This is a genomic window from Deltaproteobacteria bacterium (assembly GCA_026388545.1).
Taxonomy (GTDB): Bacteria; Desulfobacterota; Syntrophia; order Syntrophales; family UBA2185; genus JAPLJS01.
In genome coordinates, this window is the sequence record JAPLJS010000126.1 from 1 (window position 1) to 17,393 (window position 17,393).

The following is a 17,393-nucleotide window of genomic DNA, read 5'->3' on the forward strand; positions in this document are numbered from 1 at the left end:
TTGTCGCAAATCTCGGGAATACGGTTGGCAGCATAGATAAAATTGTTGCAGAAATACTCACGGGCGAGATCCGCCGCGACATCGGTTCCATCAAATACAGTCTTGATCATCTTAGGGACGTTATCTTCCACTTTTTTCGCCAGTGAAATCGATTCGAATTTCGGTTTGGTCGCAGGAACATATTCCATAGTTGTATAGTCAAGAACCAGTTTTTCCTTCTTGCCCTTATCACCCGCCGCCCGTTTGTAGAATCCCTGCTTCGTCTTATTGCCCAACCATTTCCGTTCCATCATTATATTCATGACATCCGAGGGGATGAACATATCCCTCATCTCGTCATCAGGCACCGCTTCATAGAGATTTTTCATGACATGGTGTCCGGTGTCCAGACCCACCAGGTCCAGGGTTCCAAAGATTGCCGAACCCGGCCTGCCCAATGCCTTCCCGATAATGGCGTCCGTTTCATCGATCTTCATCTTCCTATCAACCATTAAGCGGATTGCATTCGATATGTCGAAGACACCGATGCGGTTTCCAACGAAATTAGGAACGTCCTTACAGATCACGACACCTTTACCCAGCACCTGCTCGCAGAACTCCACCATATAATCCACAACGTCTTTCTTCGTCTCTTCACCGGGAATAATCTCCAGTAGTTTCATATAGCGGGGCGGATTAAAAAAGTGTGTTCCCAGGAAATTCTTCTTCAATTTCGGGCTGAAATCGGCAGAAATATCTTTGATAGGGATACCTGACGTATTCGTTGATACAATACATTCCGGTTTTATTACCTTTTCAACTTTGGCAAAGAGTTCCTGTTTTATTTTGAGATTCTCAATGACAGCTTCAATAACCCAGTCCACATCAGAGAGCCATTTCAGATTATCTTCAAAATTTCCAATTCTCATCATTGAGGCGTTTCTCTTTGTATAGAAAGCGGCCGGTTTGGATTTCAATAAAGCATTCAATCCGTTCGCAGCAAATCTGTTACGCCATTCGGGACTTTTCTCGCTTAAACCCTTCTCTTTGTCGGCATCTGTTAGTTCGAAGGGCACGATATCAAGCAGTACGCATTCGATTCCCGCGTTGGTCAAATGGGCTGCTATGGACGCCCCCATAACTCCCGCGCCTAAGACCGCGGCTTTTTTAATGTTATAAGCCATAATTGTCCTCCTTTATCGTGCTATACTTAGTAGGTAAAAGATTCATCTGCAATTTCAATAGGGATGTTCTCGCCGAATTTGATCGCTTCACATTTTGCCTTTACGGCGGAAAGAACGTCTACTGCAAAGAACTTCGCGGCTGCAATCTTTCCACAGTAAAAGGCAACATCGCGATCCTCACGGACCAATGCACGTTTCTTTCCCTTTGAATCCTCCACGCCTTTTTCCCTGTATATGGCATTTAATTTTTCATTTGCAAGGCCTGCAGCCTGCACCAGGAAATGCCCTATCACAACATCACCAAAAATTTCAAGGTAAGGGGTCGCATTCAAAATGGGCATGAGAAAACCTGCGCTTTTTCCGAGTTGCGCAAAATGCATGGTAAGATCAATCAAGGCGTTGTAAGCCTCTTCCAGATAAGCAACATGCTTCTTGATATCTTCATCCCGCTTTGTTTTCATAATATTTGCATTGATCTCACTAAAGAGATTCATGACATCCATGCCTTTTCGCTGACCGAGTTTCCTGCCGACCAGGTCAAGACACTGAATACCGTTTGTCCCTTCATAGATGCTGGCAATTTTACAATCCCTGAAATACTGTTCCACGGGATAATCGGAACAGTATCCATATCCGCCATACACATCAATGGCGGCGGAGCAGACAAGTTGAGCCTTTTCTGATGAATATGCCTTGCAGACCGGTATGAGAAGTTCAACCAGCCCGTGCCACTTTTCTCTCTCCTGCTCTGTGTTTGAAATCTTTGCCAGATCCATGCAATAGCCTATGAAGTAGATCAGGGTCCGAATGCCTTCAACATGGGCTTTCATCCATAAGAGCTTTCTCCTGATATCCGGATGATGGATAATAGGAACAGCCTTGGCATCAGGATTTTTCATCTCCCAGACGGGAACACCTTGAATTCTCTCTTTGGCATATTGAACGGCGTGTTCATAAGCTGCGGTGGCATGACCGAGACTCTGCATTCCTACCTCGAGCCTTGCTTCGTTCATCATGTGGAACATGACCCTCATGCCCTGCCGCTCTTTTCCCAGAAGTTCACCGATGCACTTCCCCTCATCGCCGAAATTCAACGTACAGGTAGCGGAACCCTTGATGCCCATCTTATGCTCGACATTACCTGTCCGTACATCGTTGAGTTCACCGATACTGCCGTCGTCATTCACCCGGTATTTTGGAACAAGAAAGATGGAAATGCCTGCTGTCCCGGAAGGATCACCTTCGATCCTGGCTAAAACAGGATGAATAATATTCTCCGTAAGGTCATGATCACCGCAGGAAATGAATATCTTTGTTCCGGTGATGCTGTATGTCCCATCGGGTAATTTCTTTGCCGCTGATTTCAGGGAGCCGACATCGCTGCCTGCTCCCGGTTCGGTCAGACACATTGTACCGGTCCACTTACCGGCATACATGTTGTACATGTATTTATTCTTTTGCTCCTCTGTTCCAAACTGTTCAATCAAACGAGCGGCTCCGTGTGTCAGGCCAGGATACATAAGAAAGGGAAAATTGGCTGCAAACATGAACTCTGAGCATGCCGTCGCTACAACAATAGGCAATCCCTGGCCTCCCACGTCAGGAGATTCCGTGGGACAAAGCCATCCGCCCTCAGCATATTTCCTGAATACCTCATGAAAGCTTGCAGGAACAGATACTTTCCCTTCCTTAAAGATGCATCCTTCCTTGTCCCCTTCAGGGTATGCCGGAAGAAGGACATGCACGGCAATCTTCTCCGCTTCGCTCTGCATCATTAACACTAATTCTTTCGAGAAATCCGCAAACTTCTCACTTTCAAACAACTTTTCAACACCAAGTTGCTCAAAAAGAACAAACAGCTGATCTCTCGTATTAACCAACATATTGCTCATAAGAAAACCTCCCCTCCTGACCTGTGAAAGCGCTTTTCGTTAAAAGACGCTTCTTAATTAAAAAGGTTTGTGTTGATCGCTTTGCTCCACCGCATCATGACGCTTTTAAACCCCGGATAAAGATTTCCAGACTTGTTTGGACCGTGGAACGAATCAGATCTTCTCTTTTTGATTCCGATCCGGTGAATAAATATAATGAAATGATCCCGTTAAGGAGTCCCCATATGGCATTTCTGTTTTGACGTAAGTTAATCGTTGGAGGAAAATCATGAGTTTCTATGCCGTATTGGAGAATTTTCTCTATGATATCGATGGTTTTATTGGTCGTCTTGATAATGTGATTCTCAACTTCTTCCGGCAGATTCCTGTGATTGGCATTGAGCATGAATGTCATCAAAATTCTGAACAACTCCTTGTCCTTGAGAAAAAAATCCACATAAATATCGGATAGTCGAACCAGAATAGCAGAGGCGCTGCTCCCATTTCCGAACAAACCGCTTACCCGTTTATGAAACTTATCGATATCATCAAGAAGAATCTGCGTGTATATTTCATCCTTGCTCTTAAAGTGGAGATAGACGGCCCCCTTGCTCAGTTCAGCTTTCTTCGCAATGCTTTCAACCGTCACGGATTTGAACCCTTTTTCAAAAAAAAGCCTTCTTGCCGATTTGAGGATAATACCTTTTCTGACATTTTTTTCCCGTTTCCTTCTTCTTTCAAACATAAAAACAGCTGATCCTCTCGTAAATCTTTTATATTAAAAAGTGCGGTTTTATTGGTAACCCCTCATTGTCATGGATCCAATGGTTATAACTATATCGAGATATATCAATGATTTATAAGGTTTCTCCCTCCGGTCGAAATGAAAAAAAGCAGTTTCTTCAAGGGTCTTATCAAGGCATGAACTATGGTCATTATATGACCAGTGGTCACATTTCTATACGATAATTTTAACGGTGTCAAGGAAAATTACGAAAATTCATTTTTCGGGACTGGCTAAATGACAAAATATGCCGTATATGCGGCGACTGCCCAACAGGCAAGGCAACCATTCACAACTCCTTTGACTAAAACGGAATCATGCGTTATGACGTCAAACCCGTAGACGAAGAGGACGGCTATGCAGGGAACCAGACCAAGGGCATACGATGCCTTCGCAGAGCTTAAAACGGGAACTGATAGAAAAATATAGAAAATGGCTGATATATAGATGATGACGGAAAAGGATGCAAAAAGAAGTCCTTTATGAATGTTCCCGTTAATCCTTGCCGGCAATACAGCCATGCATGTCAGAATCGCTGCTGTCGGCAGAATGGACAACCAGGCACTCGATAGCATGAAACTGTAATTCCACGGAGGGCGGTTATAGGCACTCAAATATCCATCCATCCAGAACGTGGAATAAAGACCGTCCCAAAAGCTGACAACAGCGGAATATACGGGATAAAAAAACGATTCGCCAAAAGTGAACAATTGTATAGGAGTTCTGTAGCCGGGATCCTGCCACCAAACGATATTTCTCGACGGGTCCCAACCGCCCATAAATAAGTTCCCCATTTCGATCCAGTTACGGATGTAATACCAGCCAGAAATGAGAAAAGCCACACCGAAAACAAAAACGATCATTTGAGATGACGCTTTGGTGAATATTTTCTTATCCCGACCGGTGCTTTGGCAGAGCAAAAAGACGGCAACGGGCACAACGAGAAGCAAAGTGCTCATTTTCGTCAGAATGGCAAGACCCAGAAATAAACCCGTCAGGAACAGGTCGTGTCTAGATGGCACCAACGGAGAAGAAAGGATTCTAATAACAAACAGAATCACTACAGAGGAAAAGAAAGCCGCCAGAGGTTCATTGCCGACAAACTGAGATATATAAAGATTCATGGGCAGGAGACCCCCTATGACGGTTCCAAGGGATTGAAGATCGTCTCTTCCCGGATAGACCTTCTGCAGCGTTCGGTAACACAACTCGACCTGAGCGATCCCGCAGAAAAGCGGTATGATCCGCAAGGCATATTCTGAAAATTCAGAGGAAAAAACACCAGTCAGAGCTTTGTGAACAAAGGCAGACAGGATATAAAACAACGGCGGCTGAAACATCTGCCATCCTTCCGTAGCAAGGGGAATGCGCATATTTTCAGATATGTATGTAATATATTGCATATGGCCTTTAATATCCATGCCGACATCCAGAGGAATTTTTGCAACGTTGTTGACGGCCATGATGATCCATAAAGCAATGATCACCCAGCGAACCCTCAAAGCCGACGGCCGAAAGATCATTGTCCAGGCGAGACGCGTGGGGTGTGAAGGAAGCAGGGTGCAAAGGAATGCCAGCATAAATATAGGCAAGTATAAATGTAAATTCGCGATGAGGGCCTGATCCGCGCGTTGAAAACTGCGCGAAAGCGGCAGTGGTGGTGTGTCGTTGACAGGCAAGGCTTTATGCCATGATTTACCATCAATACTTGCTTCCCAGTGTTCACCGGTAACAATTTTCAGTGGTGTGCAATAAGCGATAAGAGCAGGATGTCCGTTATGGTTCTGCACTGCAACATACAACTCGTGGACCCCCGGTGAAAGTCCTGATGTGAGATCGAGTCGCCGTTCTTTTTTCCATTCATGAACAAGGGACTGGCTCCCCCTGTAGATAATCTGCCCGTCAAGATAGATTGCCGCCACTTTCATTGCACGGAAACGCAAAACGGCCTCATTCAGCGGCTTACTTACCTCGAAGGTGGTGCGGAAAAAAGTGTTAAGTGATTGATCCCACCGTATCTTCAGTTTTGTCTGTTCACGAAAGCGAATCCATTCCGCACCCTGCTCAGAGCATAAAAACGCGATATCACGGTCTGTAAGAGCTTTCAAGACCATGAATACGCCTGTCACGAGAACAAAGATCGCCATACCGATCACGTATGCTCTTCGATGCCGATCCTGTCCCGATATGGTTTTCCCTAAATGATCAATATTCATCTTTGCAGCAAGAAACAAACGGATAGCGAGTCCGGCCTTATGTGCCTGCGATTATGTTACAGACGGCGCGAAGCGGTTCGATCATTTTTTTACGGCCTTTATTAACAATACGGCTGATAACGCGCGGGGCATGATGATGGCATCAATCCGTGCGAGACCGGCATACAATCTGTTGGTCCATCGGAAGAGACGCATCATGACGCTCGCAGGCTTTGATTTCTTTCCCCTGATTTGCGCCTTACCTCTTGATCTCTGAAGGGTGGAAATACATGCCGTGACCATGAGCATGGTCATCTTTTCGAGAGGTCCCAGCACTTTCCGAATCAACAAGGGGTCGAACCCGACCTCTATCAACAAGCGTTCCATTTCAAGAAGCTCATAACGGCGGTAGTGGTTTACGAAACGGTCATCAAAGGAAAAATAAAAATGTCGGTGTGGAAACGTGACAACAAGGCTGCCCCCACGCTTTGTCACTCCGGCGATTTCCCTCAGGGCCTTTCGGTCATCTGCGAGATGTTCCATGACCTCGGAAGAAACGGTGTGGGAAAAGGCATCTGCCTTGAATGGCAGGTTCATGCCATCGGCCACGACATAATGCCCTTTGCCATGGATCTTCTTTAATGTTCTGAGAGCCGAAAAGGACAGGTCGGAATAAACAACCTCATTTCGGGAGGTCAAAACGGGAGACATGCCGCTCCCTATCTCAAGAAAAACCCCTTCTGTTTCATTTCGCATCACCTTCTCAACGGCACGCTTTCTGAGAAGATAGTTATACAGGTAGTTCTTCAGTGCAATATATTTCTCATCTTCAAAGAAATCCGCAAAACGGTTGTCGTTTGATAACGTCATGGGTGGTTCCTGGGAAACATGTTCGATCTGACGATCCCCGTTTTTGACAGGCGAAAAGTCAGCGCCGTCATGAGACAGCCCATTCCATATTTCACGCTGCGTTGAAAGTTGATTGATGACGATTCCGCAAAGTATTTTGTGGGACAGCTGATCTCGGCGATGGTATAATCGAACCAGATGATCTGGGCCAACATCTGGTTGTCGAAGACAAAATCGTCGGAGTTTCCCTCGATGGGAAGACGCTCAATAAGCTGTCTTGAAAATGCGCGGTATCCCGTGTGATATTCGGAGAGCTTCGCGCCGAGAAGCACATTTTCCACGAAGGTGAGAAAACGGTTGGCCACATATTTCCACAGGGGCATCCCTCCCCTGATGGCATATCCCCCGAGAATTCTCGATCCAAGAACGCAGTGATAAAGACCGCTTCCAATCATGGAGGCCATGGCGGGAATCAATTTCGGTGTGTACTGGTAATCGGGATGGACCATGATGATGATGTCCCCCCCCTCTTCCAGGGCCATTCGGTAACATGTCTTCTGATTGGCCCCATAGCCGCGGTTTCTGTCGTGAACATGTACCCTGGTACGGGGAAGAGCCCTGGCAATGGCCGATGTTTCATCACGGCTCGCGTCGTCCACGAGAATCACCCTGTCAACGATCCCCTGCTCCATGACCTCACTATAGGTCATTTTCAGAGTCTGCGCCGCGTTGTAGGCGGGCATGACGACGATAACCTTTTGATTCTTGAACATGCGTATTCCCTCTCTGCTATTATGTGATATATTGAATTTATTGTCTCTTGTCCAGAGGCAGATGCATCTTCAGCGAACGCTTTTGCCGTCTGACCGACTTCTCCAGCTCATCCTCGGCCTTTGTGAGGTTGTCTTTGGCCTCCCTGTAAGCGGGATCGAGCCGGAGGGCTTCCCCGAATCGGCTAACGGCCTCTTCATATTGCCCCCGGCAGGCTAAAGCCACACCAAGATTGTTTAGCACCCTGGCATCACCGGGACTGATCTCCAGTACTTTATGGTATTGGTTAATGGCCTTCTCAAAAAGTGACTGTTTCATGTACACGATGCCCAAATTGTTCTGCGCATCGATATAATCCGGTCTGATCCGAAGGGACTCCTGGAGATGAACCTCCGCCTGTTCATAATCTCCCCGAACAAGATAATAATAACCCATGCCGTTTTGCGCCATATGGTTATCTCGCGTTACCTGGAGGGCATGGCTAAAAACCTTTTCAGAGTTTTGCCAGTGGCTTACCTGGTAGCAAGAAACCACCGCCAGAGCAGCGATCACTCCCGCCGACAGGAAAATGAAAATCCCATGGTGTCGTGAAAATCTCGAAAAGAGATCGGGAACGCCCCAGGCCACCATAATGAAGATCCCTATCATAGGAACATAGGCATACCGGTCTGCCATCGCCTGGTATCCCACCTGTACAATTCCGATGACGGGCACCAGGGTCAATATGTACCACATCCAGCCGACGGGCAAGTACGGCCGGCGTTTCGCACCCCATAAAACGAAAGCGGTCAGTCCCGTCATGAGTGAGGCGGAAAGAATGATCTGTGACGGAGAGATGACCTCCCTCCAGGGATAGAAAAACGCCAATTCGACAGGCCAAACCATTTTCTCGAGGTAGACTCCGTAAGAGACCAAGGCATTGGCGATTCTCCCTTCAAGAGGAAAGGCAGATAGAGACTTGACGGCACCGCCCATGTCTGCAATGTATAGCGTTACAGAGGCGGATATGACAGACAGGAGAAGAAGAGGAATTTTTTCCCTGATGAGACATAAAGCCACCCTCCTTTTTGAGCCACTTTTCACTTCATACAGTACTGTGTTGCTTTTATCCGTCTCTCCGGCAGAAAAGCGCCTAAGGGGCCAGTAATCAATCAAAAGCAGGACGACAGGGAGTGTGATCAGCATGGGCTTCGCCATGAGACCTGCAGCAAACAGAAGGATCACGATGAGATAGCGCCTCCAGCCGGGATGGGTGGCATACCCTGCATAGGCCCATATCGTCGCAAACCAGAAGAAGGTGCTGAGGACATTTTTCCTCTCCGCCACCCAGGCGACGGATTCCACGTTTATGGGATGGAGTGCAAACAGGGCCGCGGCAAAACCGCTCCTGACTGTGGTCCCCGTCATCCGCCTGAGGAGGAAGAAAAGCAGGAGGGAATTGGTCAGGTGAAGCAGAACATTGGTGAGATGATAGCCCCCTGCGTAAAGACCGTAAAGAGAGGAATCCGCCAAAAGAGAAAGCCATGTCAGGGGATGCCAGTTGGTCGTATCGGTGGTCGTGAAGGCCCAAACGATGTTTCGGCCGGACAGACCCTCTCTGACATGGTGGTTCTCCGTTACATAGATGTTGTCGTCGCAGGCGACAAAATCAAAGTGGTGTACTGGCCAGTAGACGGTAAGGACTGTTGCTGTCAGAAGCAGGCAGACGATAACCTCCCTGGAAATCTTCAAGCTTTTTTCCATAGCCCATCACTCATCCGTCATCCGTGGATTGGTCATTTTCTTTAAAACCTCCTGCAGATTCCGCCGGGCCTCCCCATAATCGGGCTGGATTCGAAGCGCTTCCGAAAAATGAACAACGGCCTCCTGGAGGTTCCCCTGATGGGAAAGAACCATGGCAAGATTATGATGGGCGCCGGCATGGTCCGGATCAAGCTGGATAGTCTCGCGAAACTCCTTGACGGCTTCATCATACCTTCCCTGTCTGATCAGGGCGACACCCAGACCGTTGTGGAATACCGCCACCTCCGGCCGGAGCCTGCCCGCCTGTCTAAACTGGAATGCAGCCTCGTCGATACTGCCGGTTTGCATAAGGGCGTCTCCAAGGTTGAATCGAATCCACGCAACATCGCGACTCATGGCCATGGCCTTCCGGGATAACACGATGGCCGAAGAATAAGAGCGGATTGCATCATCATACTTTCCCTGAGCCGCTAAGGCCACCCCACTATTGTTGTAAGCGGGCCAGAACTCTGGGTTTACCCTGATAGCCTGACGATAGTTGGTCATCGCCTCTTCGAATTGTCCCGTATCTCTCAGGGCATTTCCCAGGAGGTTATAAGCAATAAAGTTTCCTGAAGTGACTGAAACGGCATGTCTGAACAGGTGGACGCTGTTCTGCCAGTGTTGCACCTGTAGGAAGGTGCATACCATCAGGAGGCAGAGAACCACCCCGGAGGAAACTGCAAGCATCATTTTCCGTCCGGACCAGCTTCTGAAAAAATCAGAGATACCCCATGCGATCATAATAAAGATCCCGATCATGGGAACATACATGTACCGGTCCGCCATGGCCTGCATGCCCACCTGAACCAGGCCAATCACGGGAATGAGGGTGCCTACATACCAGAACCATCCCACAGCCATATACGGATAAGGCTTGAGTTTCCGGATCACCGCGGCCGTAATGCCGGCAAGCAGCAGAGCCGCGCCAAAGACCTGCCACAGGGGACGGATAGGGGGATAGGGATAAAAAATCGACAGCTTCTCCGGCCATAACATCTTGCCGATGTAAAACACGTAGGAAATGATGGCATTCTCAATCCTGGAAAGCATGGGAAGGACCTCTACTGCCGCAATAGCTTGTCCTGAAGCGGCTTTCAAGGTCATAATGATTGAAAAAATAGTCAGAATGAAGAGAGGTATTTTCTCGAGGAGCAGCCTGTTAACAGACGTCTTTCCCTCTCCCGGGGATATCCACCGGCCGGCTGGGTTCTGCATGTCCCCGTCGCAAAGACTGAACCGCGTCCTTCTCAAGGGCCACCAGTCAAAAAGGAGCAGGACGAAGGGAAGCGTCACCAGCATCGGCTTGGCCATAAGCCCCAGGGTAAAGGCGACCAGAACCACTACATATCTTTTCCAGTGCGGATTAAAGGCATAGTATCCGTAGGCAAGGATCGTGAGCATCCAGAAGAAGGTGCTGAGGACATTCTTTCGCTCCGATACCCAGGCGACGGACTCTACATTGAGGGGATGAATGGCAAACAGGGCCGCCACCATAGTGCTCTTCCACATGTCCCCAGTGAAACGGTTAAAGATGTAAAATAAGAGGATGACGTTAAGGAGATGGAACAAGAGGTTCGTCCAATGATGTCCCGCCGGATTCAGCCCGAAGATATGGTAGTCCGCCATGTGGGACAGCCATGTTAGAGGATGCCAGTTGCTGAGATCCATCGTTGTCAGGGCCCAGGATATCCCGCTGATGGTCAGGCCGGTCTGGACATGGCGGTTCGAGGTCACATAGGCGGGGTCGTCATAGTTAATGAAGTCGTGATACTGAACCTGCCAGTACACACCGAGCGTCGCTGCCGCCAAAAACAGGAAGACGAGTTTCCTGTAAGGGAGTTTATTTAAAAAAGGTTCTCTTTCTCCGAGCGCCATGTCAATCCCGCCCCCATTCACCGGTCACTCCGCGCGATGTCGGACGGCGCGCATCAGTCTTACCCTCGATAGCCTTCCGCTGTCCCTCCCTGCGGACCATTGCAGCCGCCAGGTTCGCCCTGGCATTTTCATGATCGGAACGGATCCGTAAGGCTTCAGAATAATAGCAGATGGCTTCGTCATATTTTCCTTGAGCCGCCAGGGCTACACCGATGTTGTTATGAGTGTTCGCATTGTCTGGTGCGATGCGCAACGCTTCGCGATAACGGTGGATGGCCTCCTCATACTTTCCCTGAGCTGCCAGGGTCATGCCGATGTTGTAATGGGCGTCCTGGTAGTCGGGTTTAATCTGCATGGCCGCATTATAATGACGCACAGCCTCCTCTGTTCTTCCTTCAAGGAAGAGTGCTACACCCAGATTGTTGTGAGTAAGATAATTTTTCGAGGTGACAGACAGGGCGTACTCGAAGAGGGTCACGCTGTTCCGCCAGTACTGCACCTGCTGCCAGGAAGACAGCGCCAGAACAGTCAGGACGACCCCCGATAAAACGGAAAGGTAAATTTTTCTGAAACGCCAATTGCCAAAAAGTTCGGGGACACCCCAGGCGATCATCATGAAAAGGCCGATGAGGGGAATATAGGTGTAGCGGTCCGCCATGGCCTGAGACCCCACCTGCACGACGCCGATGACGGGAATAAGGGTTCCCAGATACCAGAGCCAGCCAACGGTAAGGTATGGACGGGTTCCCATGTGCTTCAGTATCGGGTACGTCAACCCGGCAAGGAGAAGCGCCGCCCCGGCTACGATCCAGGTAGGCCACCACACAATGTATGGATAGAAAAAGGCCAGATTAGCGGGCCAAAACATCTTTACAATGTAGTGCACATAAGAAATCAGGGCATTGGCTATCCTGATGTTTAGGGAAAACATCTCCAGGGATCCCACAGATTTCCAGCTCATCTGCGCAAGATAGGTGATGACGCTGGAAAGGAAAGCGAGAAAAAAAAGCGGGAGTTTCTCCCGGATCGCATGAAACCAGCTAATCACTTTTCCTTCCACGCCCACAGAGACAGTCTTTTCAGAAGGGATACATGGAAAAGCAAGACGTCTCAGGGGCCAGACATCGAGTAAAAGCAGGACGAAGGGCAATGTGACAAGCATGGGCTTGGCCATCAGTCCCGAGACAAAAGCGGCGATGAGCATGAGATAGTTTCCCGTCCCCGGGCGCTCCGTATAACGGATATAGGCCCCCATCGTCAAAAACCAAAAGAAGGCGCTCAAAACATCCTTCCTCTCCGATATCCAGGCGACGGACTCCACGTGCAGGGGGTGAATGGCAAACAGGGCGGCGACAATGGCGCTTTTCCAGATATCTTCCGTCATCCGTCTGAAAACGGTGAAGAGAAGGATTGTATTGGCGATATGGATAATGAGGTTGGTCCAGTGATAGCCCGCGGGATTCAGACGAAAAAAATGGTAATCCAGCATCAGGGAAAGCCATGTGAGGGGATGCCAATTGCTGACATCAAACGTCGTCAGGGCCCAGATGAGTCCCCCGCTGGTGAGGCCGGACTGGACATGAGGGTTCCTGGTAACGTACAATGGGTCGTCATAGAGGATGAAGTCATGAAACTGCACCTGCCAGAAGACAGCCAGGGTGAATGCCGTCAGAAGAAGACAGACTACCAGTTGAAGCTGCCTGCCTGTTACCGGCCATCGATCTGAGTCAGCTATCGCCATGTCTCCTCCCCAGACGTTCGTCATAAATTCCACGGCCAGTGTAGCCGTTTCAAAAAAAAGGGGCAAGAAATTTCCTTACCCCTTTCATACAAATGCGAAAAACGTTACGGTGTGATGACGCCCAATGTCGAAACAGAATAAACGACTGCCGGGCTGCTTGCCGTGTGACTAGACGTGATGGTAAAAGCGGCCATATTACCCGATCCGTTGGTGACGACATCCCTCGTCTGGTTGAATCCAGTGTTGGTCAGGTCAGTCGTACCACCGATGACGCCAGATGGATTATCACTGAAATAGGCCTGGGCGGCTGTATAGCAGTTCTTTGCATCGGCCTTCGCCGCGGCATTGTAACCCCTCTGCCTGTAGGCGTTAAACTGCGGGATGGCAATAGCCGCTAGGATACCGATGATTGCGATGACGATCATCAGTTCGATCAGCGTAAAACCTTTTTCTCCTCTTTTCTTGTAAAATGTGCGAATCATACTATTTTTCTCCTTTCAATTTGTGTTTATACAATAAATCTTCTCAACGCTCTCTTTGAGATTTTCTGTATCGATACAAAGTAATCTGTGCTCCCACCTCCTTTGCTGTATAAAATGATTATTATGTACGAGTGAATTTTACAATTAATTTAGCAATTACTATACCAAATAAGCATTTACGGCATGTTTAAGTGAAATAACCTTTCATTATCACCTATTAGATACCGCACCGATCTATCAGGCACAAAGTCCATTCATGTTTTACTCGATGAAGACCGGTAATATTCACCAATCATCCGTCAATTTCACCTCTTTGCATCACTACCACGATCTGTATCTACTTCATCGCAGGAGCAAATGCAAATGAAATTAACTGCTTTTGTCTTTACAGGAAATACGACTTTATGGTAAGTGTACAAATTAACAATCATTTTTTCTCATTGATTTGAATCGCCATGATTAACACACTCTTCCAGCAGGGATTGACCCTTTTCCTCTTAGCCGGCCTGAGTTTCATTGCTACCGGAGCCGGATGGTTTTTTTTGCGCAAAACAGGTGCTACCTTCTCTTCCTTTGGCGAACAGGCCTTTTTTTGCGCAGGGACAGGTTTAGCCATTATCGGCTATTCGGTTTTTCTCCTGGGAATATTTCAGCTCCTTTCACCGGCATCTTTTTATATTCTCTTCATCATCCTTGCCTTTCTATCACTTGCAGGCTGGCTGCAATTACGTACCCGCATCACAACGCCTGCGATACAATCTCTCCACCACGGATGTGATAAGGCCGCTCTGCTCATAATAATCGTCAGCCTCGCAGCCGGCGTCCTGCTTGTTCTCACACCGGAAACAGGCACCGATGCCCTGATCTATCACCTGGGCGTACCAAAGCTTTTTCTGAAGCACCATGGTTTCTATTTCATAGAAGGGAACCTCTTTTCCAATTATCCCCTGCACAGCGAAATGCTCTTTCTTGTCGGATTGTTTCTGCATGGTGATGTCATGGCAAAAGGTATACACTTTTTCGTTCTCCTCTTGGTTCTCTTCGGTATGTACCAGTTTGTCCGACACCGAATGCCCGAACATTCCTTCCCTGTTCTCAGCGCGGTCATCTTTTATACCATTCCTTCCGTATTTATCACCTCACATATGGCCTACAATGATCTCTTCGTGACGTATTTTTCCATGGCGGCGGTATTCGCTTTCATCAACTGGCTTGACCGGAACGAACAAGGATGGCTTATTCTGTGCAGCTTGTCCTCCGGATTGGCCATCGCCAGCAAGTACACAGCCCTGCTCCTGCCGTTTTTGGGATGCCTCGGCATTCTGTGGGCAGCAAACCGTCAGCGTTCGGAACCACAAAAAGTAGTCAAAATACTCTTTCTCTATTTATCTGTCGTGTTTATTGTGGGAAGTCCCTTTTACATAAAGAGTTGGATCATGACGGGCAATCCCTTCTATCCCTTTTTCTATGAGATATTCGGAGGAAAGGGATGGGAACCGGAACAGGCGAGATTCTATGATTTATTTGTTCAGAACCTGGGTATGGGAAGGGAGTTTATCGATTACATTCTGCTCCCCTGGAATTTGAGCTTCCACGCAAAGATAAACAGCCCGCAGTTTGACGGAATTCTCGGACCGATTTTTATTCTCACACTTCCATTTGCTGTCGGAATGCGCAATATGAACAGTTTATTAAAAATCTTCATGGTATATTGCACGTTTACTTTTATGTTCTGGGCCGGGAGCGCCCAGCAGATTCGTTACCTGATGCCCATTTTCCCCTTCCTGGCGATCCTTACCGGCTCCGTGTTGTCGTATTACCGCAAAAAAACACTTGTGTTCTGCATTCTGATGCTCGTGATAATCGGCGGCATGGCATTCAACGGGTATCATATCACCGGCCATTTCCTGAAGGTCAGGCCGATCGGGGTCGCCATCGGTTGTGAGGATCGGGAAACGTTCTTAAGCCGTACGCTTCCATCCTACAACATATTCCAATTTGCAAATAAAAATTTACCCGAGCATTCCAGAATTTTTCTCATCTACATGAAGAACTGGGGCTTTCTCTGCGAGCATGATTATTATTCTGATTCGATGTTTGAATCCTACACGATTCAAAAAATCCTCTCCAGGTCTCCAACGCCTGTAGCCGTCCACAGAGAATTAAGAGCAAGAGGGTTCACCCACATCATGTATGACGTGAACTATGTATATGGCAACATGAGCACTTTTTCTCCCGGGGAAATGTCCCTGTTTTTTTCCTTTCAAAAAGGACACCTCTCCTTAGTTAAAAATGATGGATCATACTTTCTTTATAGCATTCAGTAAGAACACCGTTATGAGTATTTCTTATCTTGACACCTGTCCATTATTACCGATATAAAGATCGGTGAAACTGATCAATAACGCAGTCTTTATGTTCCATAGAAAAATTGACGATTTTTTTGAGATGTTTCCTTTTAATAAAGTTCCCAAGGTGATTCTTAGAACTACATGGAGAATCGGTGTACGAAGTCACGATAAAGCAATCCTTTTCTGCCGCCCATACACTCAAAGAAATCGGGGGCACGTGTGAGAAACTCCACGGTCACACCTTTATCGTCGAGGTCTCAGTATCTTCATGTGAACTCACAGAGACAGGCATTCTGATCGACTTCAGGATATTAAAAGAATGGACCAATGAGATACTGAAAGAACTTGACCATAAATATCTAAATGAAATTAATGACTTTAAAAATCTTAATCCATCATCGGAAAACATCGCCAGATTTATTTACGACAGGATCTCGGAAAATGCAAAAAATCACCATGTCGATGTGTCCCGAGTCACCGTCTGGGAGTCGGAGGACGCAAAGGTCTCTTATAGCGGGAAAACGTAATGATCGATATTCAAAACCAGAAAGATAACAGAAATATAGATATTCAAAAAGTCGGCGTTAAGGGAATAAAATACCCTATTGTCGTTCTTGACCGCGCCAACGGTACCCAGCGCATATAGAGATTGAATTCCCTTACTTTGTTGAAAAAACCGCCCCTGTATCGGGATCAAAGAGCCTCATGGACTACATGTGCTCATTCAGTGGACAAAACAATGGTAACAAAACAGATTTTCTTGTCGGCGTTGTTGTGCCGGTCACTACGGTGTGCCCCTGTTCAAAGGAAATCAGCAATATGGGCGCCCATAACCAGAGAAGCATGGTAACTGCGAAGGTGAGGTTCAAGAAATTTTTTTGGATCGAGGACCTTATCAGGCTGGTTGAAGACTCGGCGAGCGGCGAAGTATATTCCCTCCTGAAAAGGGTTGACGAAAAATTTGTTACCGAAAAAGCACATGAAAACCCTATGTTCGTCGAAGATGTGGTAAGAAATGTGGCCCAGGAGCTAAACAAAAATGATAATTTCACGTGGTACAGCGTGGAAGCTGAAAATTTCGAAAGTATCCACAATCACAGTGCATACGCCCATGTAGAAAAGACTATCTGATAGAGCCAATGCTGCATTATCTGTCATTTTTCTTTGACAAAACCTTACTAATCATTTACAAAATTTACGAGGCATAAACAAAATATCGATTTCAAATATGTGCCCGGAAATATCCGGTTGATTGCTGACAAGTAAAACGGGGAGTTGCTGTACACTATGGAATCGAGCGAAGAACGCCAATATTTTAATTTATACAATCATGGATTCATCAGGGTCGCCGTCTGCATACCGGAGCTGAAGGTAGCTGATGCCCCATTTAACGTAGCCAGCACAATCAAACTGGTCAAGCAAGCGTCAGCCAATAATGCTATCCTTGCTCTCTTCCCTGAACTCGGCATTTCAGCTTACTCGAACGAGGATCTCTTTCACCAGGATGCGCTTCTGCAAAGCGTAGT

The 17,393-nt window shown here is 47.5% G+C and carries 12 protein-coding genes and 2 pseudogenes; 4 read left to right on the forward strand and 10 right to left on the reverse strand.

The features are described 5' to 3' along the window. From NTW12_15660 to NTW12_15705, 10 genes and pseudogenes are all read right to left on the reverse strand, one after another. Positions 1 to 1,163: 3-hydroxyacyl-CoA dehydrogenase family protein (locus NTW12_15660; GenBank protein ID MCX5847767.1), on the reverse strand; the 1,163-nt coding region annotated here is incomplete at its 3' end. A gap of 26 nt (positions 1,164 to 1,189) precedes the next feature. Continuing rightward, positions 1,190 to 3,055 carry an acyl-CoA dehydrogenase gene (locus NTW12_15665; protein ID MCX5847768.1) on the reverse strand — a complete coding sequence of 622 codons (1,866 nt, stop codon included), beginning with the start codon at positions 3,053 to 3,055 and terminating at the stop codon, positions 1,190 to 1,192. Between the two features lie 94 nt (positions 3,056 to 3,149). Next, on the reverse strand, positions 3,150 to 3,779 hold the full coding sequence (locus tag NTW12_15670; GenBank protein MCX5847769.1) for a TetR/AcrR family transcriptional regulator: 630 nt from the start codon (positions 3,777 to 3,779) through the stop codon (positions 3,150 to 3,152). 272 nt (positions 3,780 to 4,051) lie between these two features. Further along, a complete protein-coding gene (locus NTW12_15675) occupies positions 4,052 to 6,034 on the reverse strand; it encodes a glycosyltransferase family 39 protein (GenBank protein ID MCX5847770.1) in 1,983 nt (660 codons plus the stop codon). Between the two features lie 81 nt (positions 6,035 to 6,115). Next, positions 6,116 to 6,883 carry a class I SAM-dependent methyltransferase gene (locus NTW12_15680; protein MCX5847771.1) on the reverse strand — a complete coding sequence of 256 codons (768 nt, stop codon included), beginning with the start codon at positions 6,881 to 6,883 and terminating at the stop codon, positions 6,116 to 6,118. Next, complete coding sequence (locus NTW12_15685) at positions 6,880 to 7,635, reverse strand: glycosyltransferase family 2 protein (GenBank protein ID MCX5847772.1); 756 nt, start codon at positions 7,633 to 7,635, stop codon at positions 6,880 to 6,882. Before NTW12_15685 ends, NTW12_15680 begins: the two co-directional genes overlap by 4 nt. A gap of 37 nt (positions 7,636 to 7,672) precedes the next feature. After that, on the reverse strand, positions 7,673 to 9,376 hold the full coding sequence (locus NTW12_15690; GenBank protein ID MCX5847773.1) for a tetratricopeptide repeat protein: 1,704 nt from the start codon (positions 9,374 to 9,376) through the stop codon (positions 7,673 to 7,675). Between the two features lie 6 nt (positions 9,377 to 9,382). Continuing rightward, entirely contained in the window at positions 9,383 to 11,293 is a 1,911-nt protein-coding gene (locus NTW12_15695; GenBank protein MCX5847774.1) for a tetratricopeptide repeat protein, read from the reverse strand. A gap of 1 nt (position 11,294) precedes the next feature. Next, on the reverse strand, positions 11,295 to 13,100 hold the full coding sequence (locus tag NTW12_15700; protein ID MCX5847775.1) for a tetratricopeptide repeat protein: 1,806 nt from the start codon (positions 13,098 to 13,100) through the stop codon (positions 11,295 to 11,297). Between the two features lie 305 nt (positions 13,101 to 13,405). Beyond that, positions 13,406 to 13,516 (reverse strand): annotated as a pseudogene (locus NTW12_15705) (prepilin-type N-terminal cleavage/methylation domain-containing protein). A gap of 455 nt (positions 13,517 to 13,971) precedes the next feature. On the opposite strand from NTW12_15705, the gene NTW12_15710 reads away from it, so the two are divergent. The 4 genes and pseudogenes from NTW12_15710 to nadE all read left to right on the forward strand — a co-directional run. Continuing rightward, on the forward strand, positions 13,972 to 15,843 hold the full coding sequence (locus NTW12_15710; protein ID MCX5847776.1) for a glycosyltransferase family 39 protein: 1,872 nt from the start codon (positions 13,972 to 13,974) through the stop codon (positions 15,841 to 15,843). 176 nt (positions 15,844 to 16,019) lie between these two features. Continuing rightward, complete coding sequence (queD, locus tag NTW12_15715; GenBank protein ID MCX5847777.1) at positions 16,020 to 16,394, forward strand: 6-carboxytetrahydropterin synthase QueD; 375 nt, start codon at positions 16,020 to 16,022, stop codon at positions 16,392 to 16,394. Continuing rightward, a pseudogene (locus tag NTW12_15720) lies at positions 16,394 to 16,998 on the forward strand (GTP cyclohydrolase, FolE2/MptA family). Before queD ends, NTW12_15720 begins: the two are co-directional and overlap by 1 nt. Before the next feature lie 156 nt (positions 16,999 to 17,154). Continuing rightward, positions 17,155 to 17,393, forward strand: a 239-nt coding sequence (gene nadE / locus NTW12_15725; GenBank protein MCX5847778.1) for an NAD(+) synthase, incomplete at its 3' end; no start/stop codon positions are given.